This is a genomic window from [Phormidium] sp. LEGE 05292 (assembly GCF_015207735.1).
Taxonomy (GTDB): Bacteria; Cyanobacteriota; Cyanobacteriia; order Cyanobacteriales; family Aerosakkonemataceae; genus Floridanema.
On record NZ_JADEWG010000001.1, the window covers coordinates 68,082 to 84,458 of the forward strand.

The window sequence follows — 16,377 nt, forward strand, 5'->3', positions numbered from 1 at the left end:
TCGTTTCGCTCCTTTTAAATAATTTCTCGCACCAGAACAAACGCCTCTGCTGCAAAACGTCCTACCGTACTTCCTCGTAACGTCGCCAAAGCTTTTAAAGTTTCTTGCGATCGCTCGTGAGGAAAAGGTTTGAGTTGAGAAGCATATATTTCCATTGCCTCAATTTTCATTTCCAAATAACCGGAAATATCTATAAAAACATTCGGAACAAAATTAGGCGTTAAATAAGGAGCATTCCAGTTCGTTTCTGAAAGTGTTTCGTAAGCATAAATTCTGTTTGGTGTATTAATACGATTGGGTCGTGCTGCTACCAAAGCTGATAAGAAAATTTTTTGATGGTCTACATGAAGATCGCCATTGAAAGGAATATAAAGAACCTGTGGTTGGATGTTGTGAATAGCTTCGACCAATTGATTATTAATCTCTCGGTAGGGAACACTATCTAAATTCGCTGCTGGTAGAGGCAGAAATTGGGTTTGTTTTACACCAAGTAATCGATTAGCAACTAAAGCTTGTTCGCGAACAATTTTAGATACTTCTTCTGAGTAATCAGGTGGATAACCTTGAGTGGCGATGATTACATAAACTTCAGCACCCTCAGCAGCAAACCGAGCCATTGAACCGCCAACACCAAGAACTTCATCATCAGCATGAGGTGCTATTATTAGGATTTTATTTTTCATCAATTGACTCACTTAATTAGCTCCTAAAAATTTCCTCGTTTCTAGACCACAACAGAATAAAGTATCGATAATCGATAGGTTAGGTAAAAAGCCCAACTCTGGAAAGAGTTGATTATAAGATTGAAAGTTAAATTCTTGCCAGATTACATTGATTCCAGCAGATTCAAAAAGTGATAAATCCATATATCTTTTACCGCCAGAACCGGATAAATAAGTATCAGCATCTACTGCTTTACAAACGTCGATGAGAAGTTCACTTTTAGTTCCGTCTATTGCCAAGTCCGACAAATAAACAATCTGCTTTTTAATGCCTAAAACCTCCATAATCCATTCAATTAAAACCATGTCAAGTTCGCAGAGATAATGCCATTCTTTTTCCAGTAATTGTTGAAGTTCCCAGGCATATTTATCAAAATAAGGAGCAGGGGAGTAGTTGGTGAGCAGCGTATTCCAATGCTTCCGCGCCCAAGGAAGTTCCGAGTCAATTTGCACTTCTTTGATATACTCTTCTTCTCTGGAAGATTGATGGAATACGGGAACTGTTAACCATTGCTCACCTTTTTGGGTTTTAATTTTGTTGCGATGTTGAATACCGCGTCGCATAAATTGCACGCTATCCATGACTACAAAAATGTCGCCTTGGTTCAGTTTATGGAAGAAACCCAAATAGGGTAAGTATTGAGGTTGGTGAATTACTGCGATCGTCATATAGCAATCCTCCATTAATTTAATGAAACTTGCAGTAGATGATTAGTTAAACTGCTTTTTATTACCTATTTAATTTGACAGAAACATCATCTTTAGGATATGCACCTTCTTTAGTAAAAACCACGGGAATTGTCCGAAAAAGGATAACTAAGTCTAACCAAACATTCCAATTATTGACATACCAAACATCCAGAGTTAACCGTTTTTCTAATGTGTTAAAAAGACCTCCTTGTACTGCCTCCCAAGCTGTAACACCTGGGTAAACTAAAAAGCGTTGTTTTTGCTCATCGGTGTAAGTTGGTAAACACTGAATTAACAGCGGTCGAGGCCCAACTAAACTCATTTCACCCCGTAAAACATTGAAGAGTTGTGGTAATTCATCAAGATGATATTCGCGTAAGAATCGACCGATCGCAGTGACACGAGGATCGCCTTTAAAAGTATTAATCCCCGCACCTTGATGGATCGCACCATCAATCATTGTCCGAAATTTATAAATTTCAAAAGGTTTTGTTAGCTTCCCCAGTCGTTGTTGGCGAAATAAAATTGGGCCTGGGGAACTTAAGCGGACTGCTAAGGCAATTAAAGCTAAAACTGGAAGTAAGATGAGGATGCCAAGACTGGCGATCGCCAAATCTAATAAACGTTTCAATACCAGATTAACTCGAATTCCTTGCCGTTTGTTTAGATAAGCTGTTTCTAAATCTTGCCACTTTTGGGCTGTCCAAACTTCCGTCATCATTTGCAACTCCTCTGGGTAATAACTAATTCAATCAATGTAAAAGATAAAAAACTAGACAGGATTTGCTGCTGGAGAATAGCGCAGAAACTCAATACCTAATTCTTGGTATAATTCTTCAAGTCTTTGGAAGACAAATCGCTCGTCATATTCAGCTTCAACTCGTTGCCTTCCTGCTAATCCATAAGCTTTTCTCAACTTGGGATCTGACAATAATTTTGCTAAAGCTTCGGCTAACTTTTCGCTATTTTGAGAAGGAACAATCAGACCTGTCTTTTCGTGGATAACCGCTTCTCGGCAGCCGCGAATATCCGTAGCAATAACAGGTAAATTCATTGCCATCGCTTCGAGAATTGAGCGAGGAAGTCCTTCATTATGGAAAGTTGGCAATACAAAAATATCTAAAAGTCCCAACAATTCCGGTATATCTTGACGTTTACCTGTCAAAGTAACGCGATCTTCAAGACCCAAGGTGCGAATTTTAGCAATTAACTCGGTTTGAAAAGGTTCTGGATCGGTGCTTAGTTGGGGGCCAATAATCAAAATATGCAAATGGGGAAACTGCGGCAGTAATGAGGCAGCTGCTTCAATTAAGTAGGCACTCCCTTTTTTGCGAGTTAAACGTCCAACAGTACCGACGATCAAATTGGCAGTCGCTGGAATATTTAAAGAGTCCCGTAATTGTTTTTGATGGCTGGGAGAGAGACGATCGCATTTGAATCTATCGATATCTATCCCATTTCCCAAGTAAGCAATTTTTTCCCGTGAACAAAGACCCTTTTGTTTTGCGGTAGCAACATCTTCATAATTTTGGGTCAGGATTAGGTCAGTGAATAAAGCCGCAAATTTTTCAATATTAAAGTAAACGGCATATTCTAGGGGTGGAGATTGTTCATAAAATGGAAAACCATGAGCGGTATAAACAATCCGTTTTACCCCAGCTAATTTAGCAGCGACCCGACCTAAAACCGCAGCTATTGGAGTATGAACATGAACGAGATCGTATTGTTTTTCCACCATCAATTTTACCATATTGTAAATACTTTTGAAATTAGGTAATAGTGAAATTCTACGATCGATTTGAATCGGATGAATGACGTAACCTTGTTGTTGCAGACGTTCCGCTTCTACCCCAGGAGAACAGGCTATTTCAACCAATACATTCCTAGATAAGAAGTAGTCTATTTGAGGTTTTAAAAGTCCTTCAGCAGTGACGCTAAGGGCACAAATATGTAAGATTTTCATCTTTGAATACCCGAACTTTTGTAAGTCAATTCTTGATTGACGAGAGGTTCGATAGGTGCTCCTGTTCTGATTACCCTATGTGGAACATTAGTACGTTCCACAGGGACTATTTTCTGTCACACACTTCTGAAAGATCTTCTTCTACTTTTAGCGCATGGGTTGGGGCGCAAAAAACTCTTCCTGTCGCCACCGCTATTTGTTAAAGCTCAAATATAACATCCATTGTTTTCACCTGCCTTACCAAAAATCAAAAAATTGATAAATTCCTACTTTTAAACAGAAACCATTTGCTTGACCTGTTCTAACGCCTCTGCATACAACGCTTCGTGCAAATTGAGAATCTGCTGCAAGTCATAGTTAGCCATGAGTTCCCGTCCCCGTTTGCCCATTGCTTTTGCGGCTATGGGGTGGTCTAAAATCCAAGTCATAGCCTGAGAAAGTTCCTCCACATTGCCCAACTCCACGAGTAAACCGCAATCTCCTTCCAGCAAATCCTGGATACCCCGAATTTCAGTACCAATAACTGGAACTTCCAAGCACAAAGACTCCATCACACTCCTGGGTAGCCCCTCCTGTTCCGAAGCCAGTACCGTTGCTACCGAAGCCTTAATCAAAGTCGGAATATCCCGCCGGAAACCCAAAAAATGCACTCTATTTGCCACACCCAACGCAGCGGCTAACTGCTGTATTTCCGGCATCAGTGGGCCACAGCCAGCAAAAGCTAGATGAACTTTAGGTCGATCGATCTTCGCAAATGCTCGTAAAACATCGCGATGGCGCTTCCGGGGAATGAACTCCGCAATTGATAAAAATAGAGGCGTTTCCGGTGCCAGTCCCAGTTCTTTTAGTGTCTGCACTACGACAGCATCAGAAATAGCATTCAGGTTGTATTGTTGAAGATCTACGCCAATTCCTGGCATATAGCGGACTTTTTTGGCAGGAAGAAGACCGTATCGCTTGGCGGCGGCTTCATCCTCGCGATTTATCGTCACTATGTAATCAGTCCATCGCCCCGCTAACTTTTCCAGAGTTAAAAAGATCGCGTTTTTCAGGGGATTTTCCCCATTGTAGAAGTTAAAGCCGTGAGCCGTGTAGATAATTTTTGGCTTTTGGCATTTTTTCAAATCTTTCAGGGCGTACCGAGTGACAAAACCTGCAACTGCTATATGAACATGAACGATATCATAGCCTTCCCGGACTACGATTTCGCGGATTTTTGACGGAGCAACTAAGAGATTTCGGGGATGATAAGGGCTGCGGGAAAATTTCACATCCCAAACGCGATCGAAAACTTTTGCACATTCAGTACAAGCTGAAACACCGTGAGCCATTGCATCTACTCGCCATCCCTGAGCGCGAAAACGATCGGCAAAAGGAAGCAAGAAAGCACGGAGGGCATTGGGAACAGCAGTAACAATTAACAATTTTTTCATTCAGATCTCCCGCAAAACTCATGAAAATTCCTAGTATTTTTGTTTGAGCCAAGCCTGGGTTGTATCGCGGACATAGCGGTAAAATGCAATTCTGCGATCGCGCAACACCTCCTCTCGATAATCTTTTGCCTTTGATAAATTCCGCGCCGACATCCGAGCCATGCGTTCTGGGTGAGTCGCTACCTCACGAATTTTTTTCGCAAGAGCCGCCACATTACCAGGTGGCACCAGATCTTCGGGCGGTAATAATTCGGGAATACCTCCTACAGTTGAGCCAATGCAAGGAAGCGCCCGCGCCATCGCCTCAATCATCGCTCGCGGCAAGCCTTCTTGATGGGATGGCAAGACAAACAGATCTGCCCAATCTAACTGAGTTCGCACGGCTTCCCCCGCAGGCAAGTTGCCCAGGAAAAAAACCCGATCGCTCAAATTCAGCTTTGCAACTTGTGCTTCCAGTTCCCCCCGGTGCTTGCCATCTCCCACCAGCACTAATTGAAGGTCTAATCCCGCTTGTACGCAGACAGCAACAGCATCAATCAGCACATCTGGAGCCTTATAAAGTTGATCCAGCGTACCTACGGTAATTAGAGTTAAAGGGCGCATTACTTGCTTAAGTGAACGAGGAAGAGGTACGAAAGCTAGATCCGCTAACTCCACGCTGGAATAGTGTGTCGAAAAAGCATCATTTGCTGGGGGATAACGCTGTTGCAAGGCTCTTTCGGTAACGTAAGCAGCAGCACAAGCTCGATCGCACTGCTGTTGCAATCGACGGGTGAACATCCAGCGGAAGAAAGTTCTCAAAGGATGTTTAACAGAACCAGGTGCAAAAACATCGTAGGGATCGGCTACAACTTCCACACCGTAGGGATGCTGAGTTTGACGCAGCACAGGTTCGAGATCGTTAGCCAATTGGGAACCAACGCGCAAAATCACCGCATCAGTTCGATTTAAAGCATTTCTGACTACCTGTTTTACCTGCATCGACCGGAAAAGATACTGAAGCGGCCCGGTGTAGTCTGGTACTAGTGCAAATGTTACCCCCGCACCGTCAGCCCGTTTCCAGTGAGGAGGAATCTCCCTGATTTTGCTCATCCGCGCCACAACTTTTACCCGATCGAAAACGTCCAGGTAACGCAACCAAAAGGAATAGGGAAACATTGTCTGCGTCCAGACTGCGCGATCGGGAGTCTGCAAAAAGTGATGCTCAAGCACAACAATTACATCCATCTTTGTTTCACTTTTTTGGAGACTTTTGTTCATTTTAGCTGTCTCAGTTCTTAGCATTTTTACTTTCCTTTAAGCTTCATTGTTTTGGCAGAATCAGTAGATAAATAGTTCTCTTTTTGCGATTTACTAACAATTATTTTGTCTGTACTTAGTAACATTACTATAAAAGGAAAACCTCCATTTTTCATCAAGAAATATATCTGATTATCCAAATCGCCAACCAAAATTACAAAACAGTAATTTACTAAAAACGGCAACAAAATTAATCGGTTATCAGCAGGTGACAAAGTGAAGAGGAGACGGCGAACATTCCCAACAACAACGCCAAGAAAAATAAAAGCAAACGGAATTACCATTGGCCCAAAGTTGAGCATAGTTTCACCAGCTAAACCATAAACTTTTGAAGATGCCCAAAGTTGAGGATGATAAGTTCCCATGCCATATTGTGCCTCTGTCCCTTCTTTAATCTTGTCGGGTGGTTTATTAGGCCAAAAAACGCTAGGAACCAGCATAGAAAGTGCTGAATAATAGGTGTGACCCCAGGCATATTTGTAGTCGCTAGTAGGTTGCATTAATCTGTAAAGCAAAAATGCCTGAACGTCGCTCCTACCCAAGTCTTGGAGAACTAATCCTTGCCACGATCGGCCCGATTTTTTTTCCAGAGTAGCACGCGCTTCCTGTCCTTCTAAAGCTGTACTCACCCCTTCCAAACCACCAGTCTTAAAAAAGCCATAAAGGTACATGAAAAAGACCATAAATACTAGACCGATCGCTATTTGTTTCTTAGTAATTGAGCGAATCCAAAAATTAATAATCCCCACAGCCCAAAACAAAGCCCAAATTGTGTTGCTCCGGCTACCGCGCAGACCGCCAAAAAGCATTTGTAGAACTATAAAAACCAGCAAAACTATTACTAATACAGTCCAACTTCGCATTTTTTGATTTTTTTGGGCATAAGCAGCAAAACCCATCATTGCTAATATTGGAAAACTCTCTGAAAACAAAAAGATGATACCAGATCCGGCAAATTCACCTTCTCCTTCTCTTCTAGCCGCTCTTGTAGCAGCTTCAATATAGTTAGTTATTCCACCAAACTTTTGGTAAACCAATAGTTGTAAGACAGCAGAAAGCATCAAACCAAAGCAAAGAATCGGGATAAAACGCCGTCGGTTGAGTTGCCAAACTGTTTGCTTTGCCGGATTTTCCTTTGGCTGAAAGACAATATTTCTAGAAAGCCGATATATCCAAAGACCTAAAAAATTCAGAATCGCCATCCAGCCAATCCAAGGTCGCCAGTCGGGAGGCGGTGTAGCATCTCCTCCCATCCAAAAATCCCAACTGACATGAAACAGGGGTGCTAAGAAGAAGAAATGAAAACCTAATAAGCCGATAATCCCAACGGGATCGAAAATACCTAAGCGACCGCGAAACCAATCAACCGCATCAATTCCTATGAGAATTCCGCATAATGTGACGGGGAACAAAAACCAGTGTAAAAACTGATCTGAAGTTTGGATAAAAACTAAAACAATCAGGAGGCTGAGGAAAAAAGAAACGATCGCACTATCCTTATATTCAGTTTTGATGGGTAAACTATTCTGATTCATACAACAGCCTCGCTATAATTTTGAATATCTCGCTGTTCAAAATCAACCACAACAGCACTAAACTTAGCTCTCGAACCTCTGCGAGAAATCGAGGAAAGATACCTAAATTCAATCTGTACGTTTGTCTGCAAACGCTTAATTAACTGCTCATAAATTAAATGTTCTAAATACTCGTTTTCTACTGAATCTGCTTCAAATTTGACAATATTACAGATAAATTTTTCGTAATCTACCTGGACAATCTGACTTTCTTTAACACCAGGAAGGTCTTTAAGAACGCTGTAACCCAGCATTCCAATCCTGCGCCCATCCCTAGTTTTTACCAGGTTCTCTAACCTTCCCTCAACTTGAGCAATAATCGGCCATTTCAAACCACAAGAACAGTTTGAGACATAACTTGTTGATATGGCAGCATCTCCTAGTTCGTAACGAATCAAAGGCATACTTTTTCGCAGCAGTCCAGTGACGACAACTCTTCCTAACTTGCCTTCTTTCACGGGTCGATCGTATTTGTCTAGGATTTCGACAATACCCACTAGTGGATTGATGTGCATTTGTCCTTCTAGACATTCCACAGCTAAATGACAGTATTCTTGTGAAGAGTAATAGTTAAAGACTTTCCGGCAAATTGAGTTTTCAATATTAGCACGCCAATCAGGTTGCAGGGTTTCGGAAGTGACAACAGCAACGCATCGATCTTTTGATAGAAAAGTGCGATCGCCTAACAGAATCGCTAATTGGTGAACGGCTGAAGCGTAGCCCCAAATTAGTTGTGGTTTCAGGTTGTTAATTAACTCAATGATGCGAGCGCGATTGCGAGAATTTAATGAGTAAATAGACAAAGCAACATTGCCAAATAAAATATCGCGCCAGTATAATTCTTCACTGTTAGGTGAAGGTGTCATAAATCCGGTAAGATAAAGCGATCGCGGATAGCGAGTTCCGCAAATGCGAAGAAAAAATTCTTCATTAATTGCTTGAAAAAATCCTTTTTCCCCAAGAGTTTCCGACAAGCGCAGCGGAGTTCCACTCGTACCGCTAGTCGTGTGAAACATTGTTAACGGTAACAATGGAGAAGGTAAAAAATTAGAATTGTTGGCTCGCAGCGTTTGTTTAAAAAGAACCGGAAACTGAGAAAGAATTTCTAAAACATTGTCATCTCTAGAAGAAAGGACGGGATAATCATTGAGATTCTTTTGGTAAAAAGGAACTCGATTTCTGGCGAATTCGTAAACGGATTTAAAAGCAGTTGCTTGGTAATTCCAGAATTCATCAGTAGACATCTGCCAAGCATTTCGCACCAGGGAACGATTTGGCAATCCTGCCAAACTTTTAATTCTAGTATTGAGTTCAATTTTGGTGGCTTTCCAGTTACTCATAAATTTCTCCAGATTGATTTATCTGTGAATTTGGGTAGCACACCTGGTAAGACTTGCTGGCGTTCAAGCTATAAAGTTTCACCAAAGCTTCAATTCCTTTTTCGATGTTCAAGGAACTCTGCTCAATAACACTCATAGCTTCTGATTGCTTGATGACTGACGGATCGTGAAATCTAGCTAACACTGCATCCGCCCAAACAGAAGCAGGTTGGGAAAGGGATAGCCGCTGCACCAGCGGCTTGACCGCATCTACTTCTTCGGTAATTACATCTGAAAATATACAGGGTAGCCCTGCCGCCTGTGCTTCGAGCGAGACTAGGGGCAACCCTTCGTAGAAAGAGGGAAACAGGAAAATATCCATTGCACCTCGCATCAAGCGAGATATATCAGACCTGACACCCGCAAAGATTACGCGGTCAGTTAAACCTAACTGTGCAACTTCCTGTTCTATTCTCGGACGCAGCACGCCGTCACCTATGAGTAACAGGTATGTTTTTGGTTCTCGTTTGGCGACTTCTGCGGCAATTTTTAAGAGAAACAGGTGATTCTTTTGTTTGGCAAATCTGCCGACGTGACCGATGACAATGGCATCTACTGGAATATTCAACTCGGCGCGAACTTTAACCGGATCGATCGCATCTCGAAAACCTTTTAAGTCAATACCGTAGTAAAGTACTTGCCAACGAGGATCGCTTTCCCAGTTAGCACCGAACAAAGCTGCAACTGCTGGGCGAGCACACCCTAAACCAAGGGTGGCATAGCGATCGATCCAATGTTTCATCACAGTGGAATATAAGCGCCGATATAATCCGGCTTGAGCTTGCAGGAGAGAGCTATCATTATGGCTGTGGGCAATGCGGACGGGTACGCCAGCTTGTTTTGCCAAGCGCAGAACATAGCCGCTGAAGAGATGGGGGTGGCTGTGAACGATGTCGTATGGGCCATACTCGCGCAAGATGCGCTTGAAGTTGGCAGCAAAACTCCAAGGATTCCAGCGATCCAGCGGACAGGGGATAATTCGACTACCCAAGGCGCGAATCTCTTCATCGTAATCGCCCGGTTGAGTTGTCAGAACCAGGAAATCCATCAAGAAACGATCGCGATCGATATGTCGCAAAACGTGCATCAACCAAGTTTCTATTCCACCCCGCACCATTTGACCGACAACGTGCAAGATCCGAATTGGTCGATCGCCTAAAGTGCTTTGTAGATGCAGTTTTGATTTAGCTGTCGAGTCTGTGTCATACATCTTTTTCAGTTCCTCTCACCTCTTCAATCACGGATATTCACTACAGCTTGGAATTTTGGGCCTAGCATATACTGAGTGCTGTTTGGCAGGTTTTGCAAAGAAAGAAAAACGGTTTCGAGTCCCTCTAATTGACTGTCGAGTTTGGGTTGAATTGCGATCGCGCCCGTACTCGCGCCAACAGGAATTGTCACCGAGTTAGGAATAGTTTGGTAATCTACCCCATTTTCGGCTGTTCCCCGGATGCTGTAATTCACCGTTAATGCTTGACTTAAATTGCCCGTGCGAGTAATGCGAAACTCTCCTAGATCCCCTGATTCAGAGGCATACATATCTGGCGCTACTATGTTGACAATTATCGGATCGCTTTGAGTGAAATTTAAGTTGACATATTGTTTTCCATCTTTCTCGCTAGGTAAAAAATCAAAGGGGGCATCCTGGGAATTTGCGATCGGCTTTCCTTCAATCGAAAGGTTATCAAAATTGATATTGTTGATGTTGCGATCGGCATCGTAGCCTTGAAAAACTGACTTACTACCACCGCGATCGTCTACTTTCAGGTTTTGAATATAGACGTTTCTGATATAGCCAAATTGATTTGGTGTTGAATCAGACCGCCACGAACCTACCCGAATTTGCCAGTTAAATAGACGGGCTGATTTATCATTTTGCGGAATATCAAGAATATCTTCAACCCGAATATTTTTAAAATAAATATCTTCAAAATAGCCTCCAGCGATCGGCCAAAATCCTGAGAGTTCATTGGCAAACACAACATCGATATTTTCGTAGGTGATATTTCGGATAAAATTTGGTTTTTTTGTTGAGGCTAATTTGAATCCATTACCACCATAAAATACAGAATTTTTTACATTAATATTTTCATTATTTTGAATCGCACCCTTCAAGTCTCCACCGTGAGCAGTAGCATCATCCGTTCCTTTGTAAAGCACGTTATCGATCGTAATGTTTCTGGAAGACCAAAAATCAAAGCCATCTGTATTGAGAAATTCCGGCTGCGGATCGGCTAAAATCTTGACATTGTAAATATCAACATTTTCTGAATAAGATATCCAAACATTGGCAACTGCTGGATCTTGGAGAAGAGTATCCTGAATGAGAACATTTTTCGCATTCTTCAACAAGATTAAACTGTACCATCCCCCTCTCGATCGCCAATAAGTCCCATTACCATTAATGACTCCACGCCCGATAATTTTTACATTATCAGCGTTTTCAATTTGGATTAAACCCTTTCCATAAGAAGGATTTATTTCTTTGGTGGCATCCAAAACTGCTCCTGGAGCCAAATATAAAGTGAGATTACTCTTCAGGTTGAGTTGCCTAATTTTGTATACTCCAGCAGGGAAATAAAGCACACCGTTTTGGGCTGAAGCTTCATCAATGGCTTTTTGAATTAGTTCCGTTGCCTCTTGTTTACCAGTATTATCAACGTTGTAATTTAAAATGTTGGTAACATTAACTTCGTCAATGCTGGGAGGTTTTTCTTCTAACGGTTCCGCAAAAATAAATAACTTTTCATCCAATGAATTGACTTGATGAAGAATTAACTTTCTGGGATCAGTTAGGGAAAAAGAAATTTTATTCCCGTTCCGATTGGTGGGGATTTCGTAGCTTGTAGGACTAAGGGTGTATTTTTCGCTCGCTTCATCAGCCGTAATTTCAATATCAACTTTCCCAGCAAAAGCAAATTGAATATAACTCAACGAATTATATTTTTGTACTGATACAGGTTGACCATTGACGGTGACTGAATAAGCACGGCTTTCTGTTGATAAAGCTGACTTGGGATAGAGTTCAACTAAGCTTTCACCCGACGATATGATACTGTTCATAGATAGCGTGTCCTGATATACAAAAAGGATGGTTGCTAAACAAGCTATTGCCAAAAGCAACCAATTAAATTTCCATCTCCTCAGATTTGGGAATTTTATGTAGGGCATAAACGACCACCCCCAAAGTAAAAACAGTTTGGACAATAGCTGCCAAAATCAGTGCTAGTGCTGCTCCAGGTAATCCCAGAGAAGGAATGAACCACAGACTTGCGATCGCACAAGTACCTGTCACCGCAATAAACAAAGGAATTTGAATCACGAAATACCGAGCAGCGGTGATTCCGTAACCCAGGAAAGAAGCTATATAACCGATCCCAGCCGCCACCATCACTTGAACAAACAAATCACTATGCTGGGCATACTCAGGTCGATAGATAATAGTCAATAGTTCCCGACCTGCAACCTGTGCTATCAAAACAGCCACTACACCGATCGCTCCACCCATCCCCACTAACTTGATTAGCAGCGTGCGGAAAGCTTGACTATTTCCCATCGCGTAGTATTTCGCTAATCGCGGACTGGCTGACTGTCCTAAAGCCAGGATCACCATATTCCCGGCTACCATTAGGTAGGCTAAGGCAGCAAAAATCCCCAGTTCCCTTTCCCCTAAATAAGATTCGATAAAGTATCGCGGGATATTGCTATTCAAGGAAATCAACATCATCACCAAACCCAAAGGCAAGCTCAACCAAGTGAGTTGACCCAAGGTTTTTAGGTTCCAACGCGGGCGTAACGGATTTTGGGAAGTAGTGCTTTTGTGCTGACTTGTTCCCCAAGGGCTAGTTTTCAGCAGCAAAGCACCACTACGAATGTCATAACTAAATAAGACGATCGCCCAAGCGATCGCTAATCCGACACTTCCCCACAGCACACTCCTGGTAAAGTAGACCCCAATAGCTAATAGTAAAAGTGATAAAGGGCCTTTAATCATCATCGAAATAGCGATGCGATCCATCCGTTCATGTTGTTGGATGAGTCCGTAAAATACATCGCTAATCGACTCAAATCCCTTAGCCAAACCGATAGTGAGAATCACCAGTGAAGTCTGCCAACGATATCCAGATGCGATCGTAATTGCCGAAATTATCAACAGTCCCAACGTCGTGGCGATCGATCTCAAACCCAAGTAATCGCTAAACTGATACTTATGTTTAGCATCCGTCGCCTGCACATTGCGTAATGAGAGATTGGTCAACATGATCGCAGGTGCTGTCACCGCTAGACCCAAGGTAAACTGACCGACCATTTCAGGAGAGCCAAGTTTAGCCAGCACGACCAACATTCCCCATTGACAAGCCGCATAAACAGCATTGCCAGCGAATGTCCAAGAAAAATTTCGGCGTAATGTTAGTGGTTTGATCTGTTCCATTGGTTACTGATTGCAATAGCTCGATTTAATGGGCAATCCTTTCCTTTTCATCAGTCAGGAATCACCAGTTACTTGATAAATATCTTTATCGATTTGGAATTGCCTTGGCTTCAATTAATGTCTTCACTGCTTTACTTTCTACAGGTTTCGAGAAAAAGTAGCCCTGACCATAAACACACCTGAGAGACTTTAATTGAGCTATTTGACTCACTGTTTCGACACCTGTAGCGATAATACTCACACCTAATTTTTGGCTAAAACTAATTATCTCCTGAAGAGTTTCTGAGTTGACTTGGGTAGAATCAAATTCCTGAATCGCACAACAATCCATCTTTAAGCTATCAATTCGACCATGACTGAGGCTGGTTAAATTGTAAAGATAATTCAATGATGAATTGCTTAATTCAAAGTTATCGATTTGTAATTGTACTCCCAAAGGCTTGAGTTTACTGAATATTTTACTAGCTAATTCAGGATTTTGAGCCATCACTGTTTCTGGAATTTCCAACCTCAAATTAGAAGCATTAAGTTTGGTTTCTTCTAAAATTTCGCTAATTTTTTCAATTAAGTTAGTTTGGAAAAACTGTTTGCTCGAAAGATTCACTCCCATAGATAATTGTACATCCAGGAAGTATTGTTGCTGCCAAACATACATCTGATGACAAGCTTCCCGCATCACCCACCAACCGATCGGAATAATTAAACCAGTTTCCTCAGCCACAGAGATAAAATCTGTGGGAGAAACTAAGCCATAGTCTGGGTGTTGCCAACGCAACAAAGCTTCAAAACCAATCAGTTGATCTGTTTCCAACCGCATAATTGGTTGGTAGTGAATTTGAAACTCTTCACATTCAATCGCCCGCTTTAAGTCATTTTCTAAAGCGTGTAAATTAACGGTCGAATATCCAGGAGTATATTCCGGGACTAATTGCTCTAGCAAAAAGACAATCAAGTTGGCATTATTTTGCTCTGCTGCTTTACAGAGTGAATCAATCTTAGTATCGATTAATTCTGGAACAATGCGGCTGGCATTTTCGGCTGTCAGGATCTTTTCGTGTCGCGTGCGGTTATATTGTTCACCGCAAATAAACAATTCTTCGTAAAGTTTTTCTCCGGGACGCAACCCTGTAAAGGTAATATCAATGTCTTTGCCAAGCTCTAATCCTGAGAGGCGAATTAAATCTTTTGCTAAGTCTACAATTTTGACTGGTTTGCCCATGTCGAGCATGAATACTTCACCGCCACGTCCGAGTACAGATGCTTGCAATACTAGTTGTACTGCTTCGGGAATTGTCATGAAATAGCGGCAGATTTCTGGATGAGTAATGGTGATTGGCCCACCTTTAGCGATTTGGTTTTTGAAGGTGGGAACAACGCTACCTCGACTACCTAAAACATTGCCAAACCGAACTACTACAAATGGTTTGCCACTCTTTTGAGCGGTTCGCAGCACTAACATTTCCGCAATTCGCTTGCTAGCTCCCATAATATTGGTGGGATTAACGGCTTTGTCTGTGGAAATCATGACAAAGTTCTGCACATCATAGTGCAATACTAGGTCTAACAGATTTTTGGTTCCCCGCACGTTATTTGTTATTGCTTCTGGTGGGTTTAATTCCATCATGGGAACGTGCTTGTGAGCCGCAGCGTGAAATACCACTTCTGGACGAAATTTCTCAAACACATACTTCATCCTTGGTAGGATTCGTAAGTCAGCGATGAAAGCAGTAATTTGGGGTAAATTTTCTAGTTCTTCGCCTTTATTTTTCAAGGATTTAATGATACTTTGCAGTTCTTGTTCTATGGTGAATACAGAATTTTCTCCATGTCCCAGTAGTATCATTTGAGCTGGTTTACATTTGAAGATTTGCCGACAAAGTTCGCTGCCTATTGAGCCGCCTGCGCCTGTAATTAAAACTTTTTTACCTTGGAGAAGTTGGGAAACTTTTTCGATGTCGGTTTGGATAGGTTCGCGGCGTAATAAGTCTTCTATTTGTACTTCTCTGACATTGCCTGCGTTGGCACGAGAATAGATAATTTCATGAATTGCAGGTAAGGTACTGGTGAGAATTTTATTAGACTGACAAATATCAACTATTTTGCGAATTACATCGCCAGAAGCACTAGGGATGGCAATAATTACCCGGTGAATATGCAGGGAGTGTACGATTTGGGGAATTTGACTACGATCGCCAACTACATTGATGCCACAAATCTTTAAGTTCAGTTTTTTCGGGTTGTCGTCAATAAATGCAACAGGATAAAGTCCTAGTTGAGGATTCTGTTGTAAGTTCTTGACTAAGGATACGCCAGCACTACCAGCACCAACGATTAAGGCGCGATCGCGACGATGGAATTTTTTATGTTGTTTGCTGATCCTTTCTAGAACTGGCACACTAAAACGAATGCTACCAACTAATAAAAAGCTGAGTATTCCATCTAGCAAGGGTAGTGATTTAGGTACGCTGTGAACTAGGGGATTATGCAAATAAAAGATTTTCAAAATAATTATTTCTGCTACAACAGTAATAATCATGGCGAAACCTATTTGTTCGAGTTCATCAAGTCCAGCATAGCGCCAGTAACGTTTGTAAAAACCAATATTATAAAGTAGCGCAATTTTTGCTAATGAAAATAGTATCGTTACTGCTATGAGTCCTTCTAGGTATGGCGCGATCGCTACTCCATCATCTAAACGAATTTTTAAAGCAATCAACGGGGTAATTAGAAACACACTTGTATCTATTAGTAAAAAGTGTCTATTTCTCAATCCCCGAACTAATTCTGCTAATTTATTTGTCATGTGTCACCCCCAACTATTTCTTAATTTTGATAAAAATTTTATATCTGTTTTTTTCCTGCGAAGGAAAAGCTAGTGCAGCGCA

12 protein-coding genes are annotated in these 16,377 nt (G+C 41.8%); all 12 read right to left on the reverse strand.

Translation table 11 applies throughout. The features are described 5' to 3' along the window. Positions 1 to 14: 14 nt before the first annotated feature. The gene (locus IQ264_RS00250; RefSeq protein WP_193977427.1) at positions 15 to 683 is read right to left on the reverse strand and encodes a PIG-L deacetylase family protein; all 669 of its coding nucleotides are present in this window, start codon (positions 681 to 683) and stop codon (positions 15 to 17) included. 12 nt (positions 684 to 695) lie between these two features. Continuing rightward, entirely contained in the window at positions 696 to 1,391 is a 696-nt protein-coding gene (locus tag IQ264_RS00255; RefSeq protein ID WP_193977429.1) for a WbqC family protein, read from the reverse strand. A 61-nt stretch (positions 1,392 to 1,452) separates the two neighbouring features. Then, positions 1,453 to 2,133, reverse strand: coding sequence for a sugar transferase (locus IQ264_RS00260; protein ID WP_228061181.1), 681 nt, complete (start codon positions 2,131 to 2,133; stop codon positions 1,453 to 1,455). Positions 2,134 to 2,184: 51 nt separating this feature from the next. Further along, a complete protein-coding gene (locus tag IQ264_RS00265) occupies positions 2,185 to 3,375 on the reverse strand; it encodes a glycosyltransferase family 4 protein (RefSeq protein WP_193977431.1) in 1,191 nt (396 codons plus the stop codon). A gap of 272 nt (positions 3,376 to 3,647) precedes the next feature. Further along, on the reverse strand, positions 3,648 to 4,808 hold the full coding sequence (locus tag IQ264_RS00270; protein WP_193977433.1) for a glycosyltransferase family 4 protein: 1,161 nt from the start codon (positions 4,806 to 4,808) through the stop codon (positions 3,648 to 3,650). A 30-nt stretch (positions 4,809 to 4,838) separates the two neighbouring features. Next, on the reverse strand, positions 4,839 to 6,092 hold the full coding sequence (locus IQ264_RS00275; protein WP_228061182.1) for a glycosyltransferase family 4 protein: 1,254 nt from the start codon (positions 6,090 to 6,092) through the stop codon (positions 4,839 to 4,841). Positions 6,093 to 6,094: 2 nt separating this feature from the next. Next, positions 6,095 to 7,642, reverse strand: a complete 1,548-nt coding sequence (locus IQ264_RS00280; protein WP_193977435.1) for a hypothetical protein — start codon at positions 7,640 to 7,642, stop codon at positions 6,095 to 6,097. Continuing rightward, positions 7,639 to 9,021 carry a phenylacetate--CoA ligase family protein gene (locus IQ264_RS00285; RefSeq protein ID WP_193977437.1) on the reverse strand — a complete coding sequence of 461 codons (1,383 nt, stop codon included), beginning with the start codon at positions 9,019 to 9,021 and terminating at the stop codon, positions 7,639 to 7,641. Before IQ264_RS00285 ends, IQ264_RS00280 begins: the two co-directional genes overlap by 4 nt. Beyond that, complete coding sequence (locus tag IQ264_RS00290; RefSeq protein ID WP_193977439.1) at positions 9,014 to 10,270, reverse strand: glycosyltransferase family 1 protein; 1,257 nt, start codon at positions 10,268 to 10,270, stop codon at positions 9,014 to 9,016. Before IQ264_RS00290 ends, IQ264_RS00285 begins: the two co-directional genes overlap by 8 nt. 23 nt (positions 10,271 to 10,293) lie before the next feature. Beyond that, positions 10,294 to 12,123 (reverse strand): glycosyl hydrolase family 28 protein, encoded by a 1,830-nt coding sequence (locus IQ264_RS00295; RefSeq protein ID WP_193977441.1) that lies wholly within the window; start codon positions 12,121 to 12,123, stop codon positions 10,294 to 10,296. Positions 12,124 to 12,187: 64 nt separating this feature from the next. Next, positions 12,188 to 13,492: a lipopolysaccharide biosynthesis protein gene (locus IQ264_RS00300; protein ID WP_193977443.1), complete on the reverse strand. Its 1,305-nt coding sequence runs from the start codon at positions 13,490 to 13,492 to the stop codon at positions 12,188 to 12,190. Between the two features lie 85 nt (positions 13,493 to 13,577). Next, a complete protein-coding gene (locus tag IQ264_RS00305) occupies positions 13,578 to 16,295 on the reverse strand; it encodes a polysaccharide biosynthesis protein (RefSeq protein WP_193977445.1) in 2,718 nt (905 codons plus the stop codon). Positions 16,296 to 16,377: the final 82 nt, after the last annotated feature.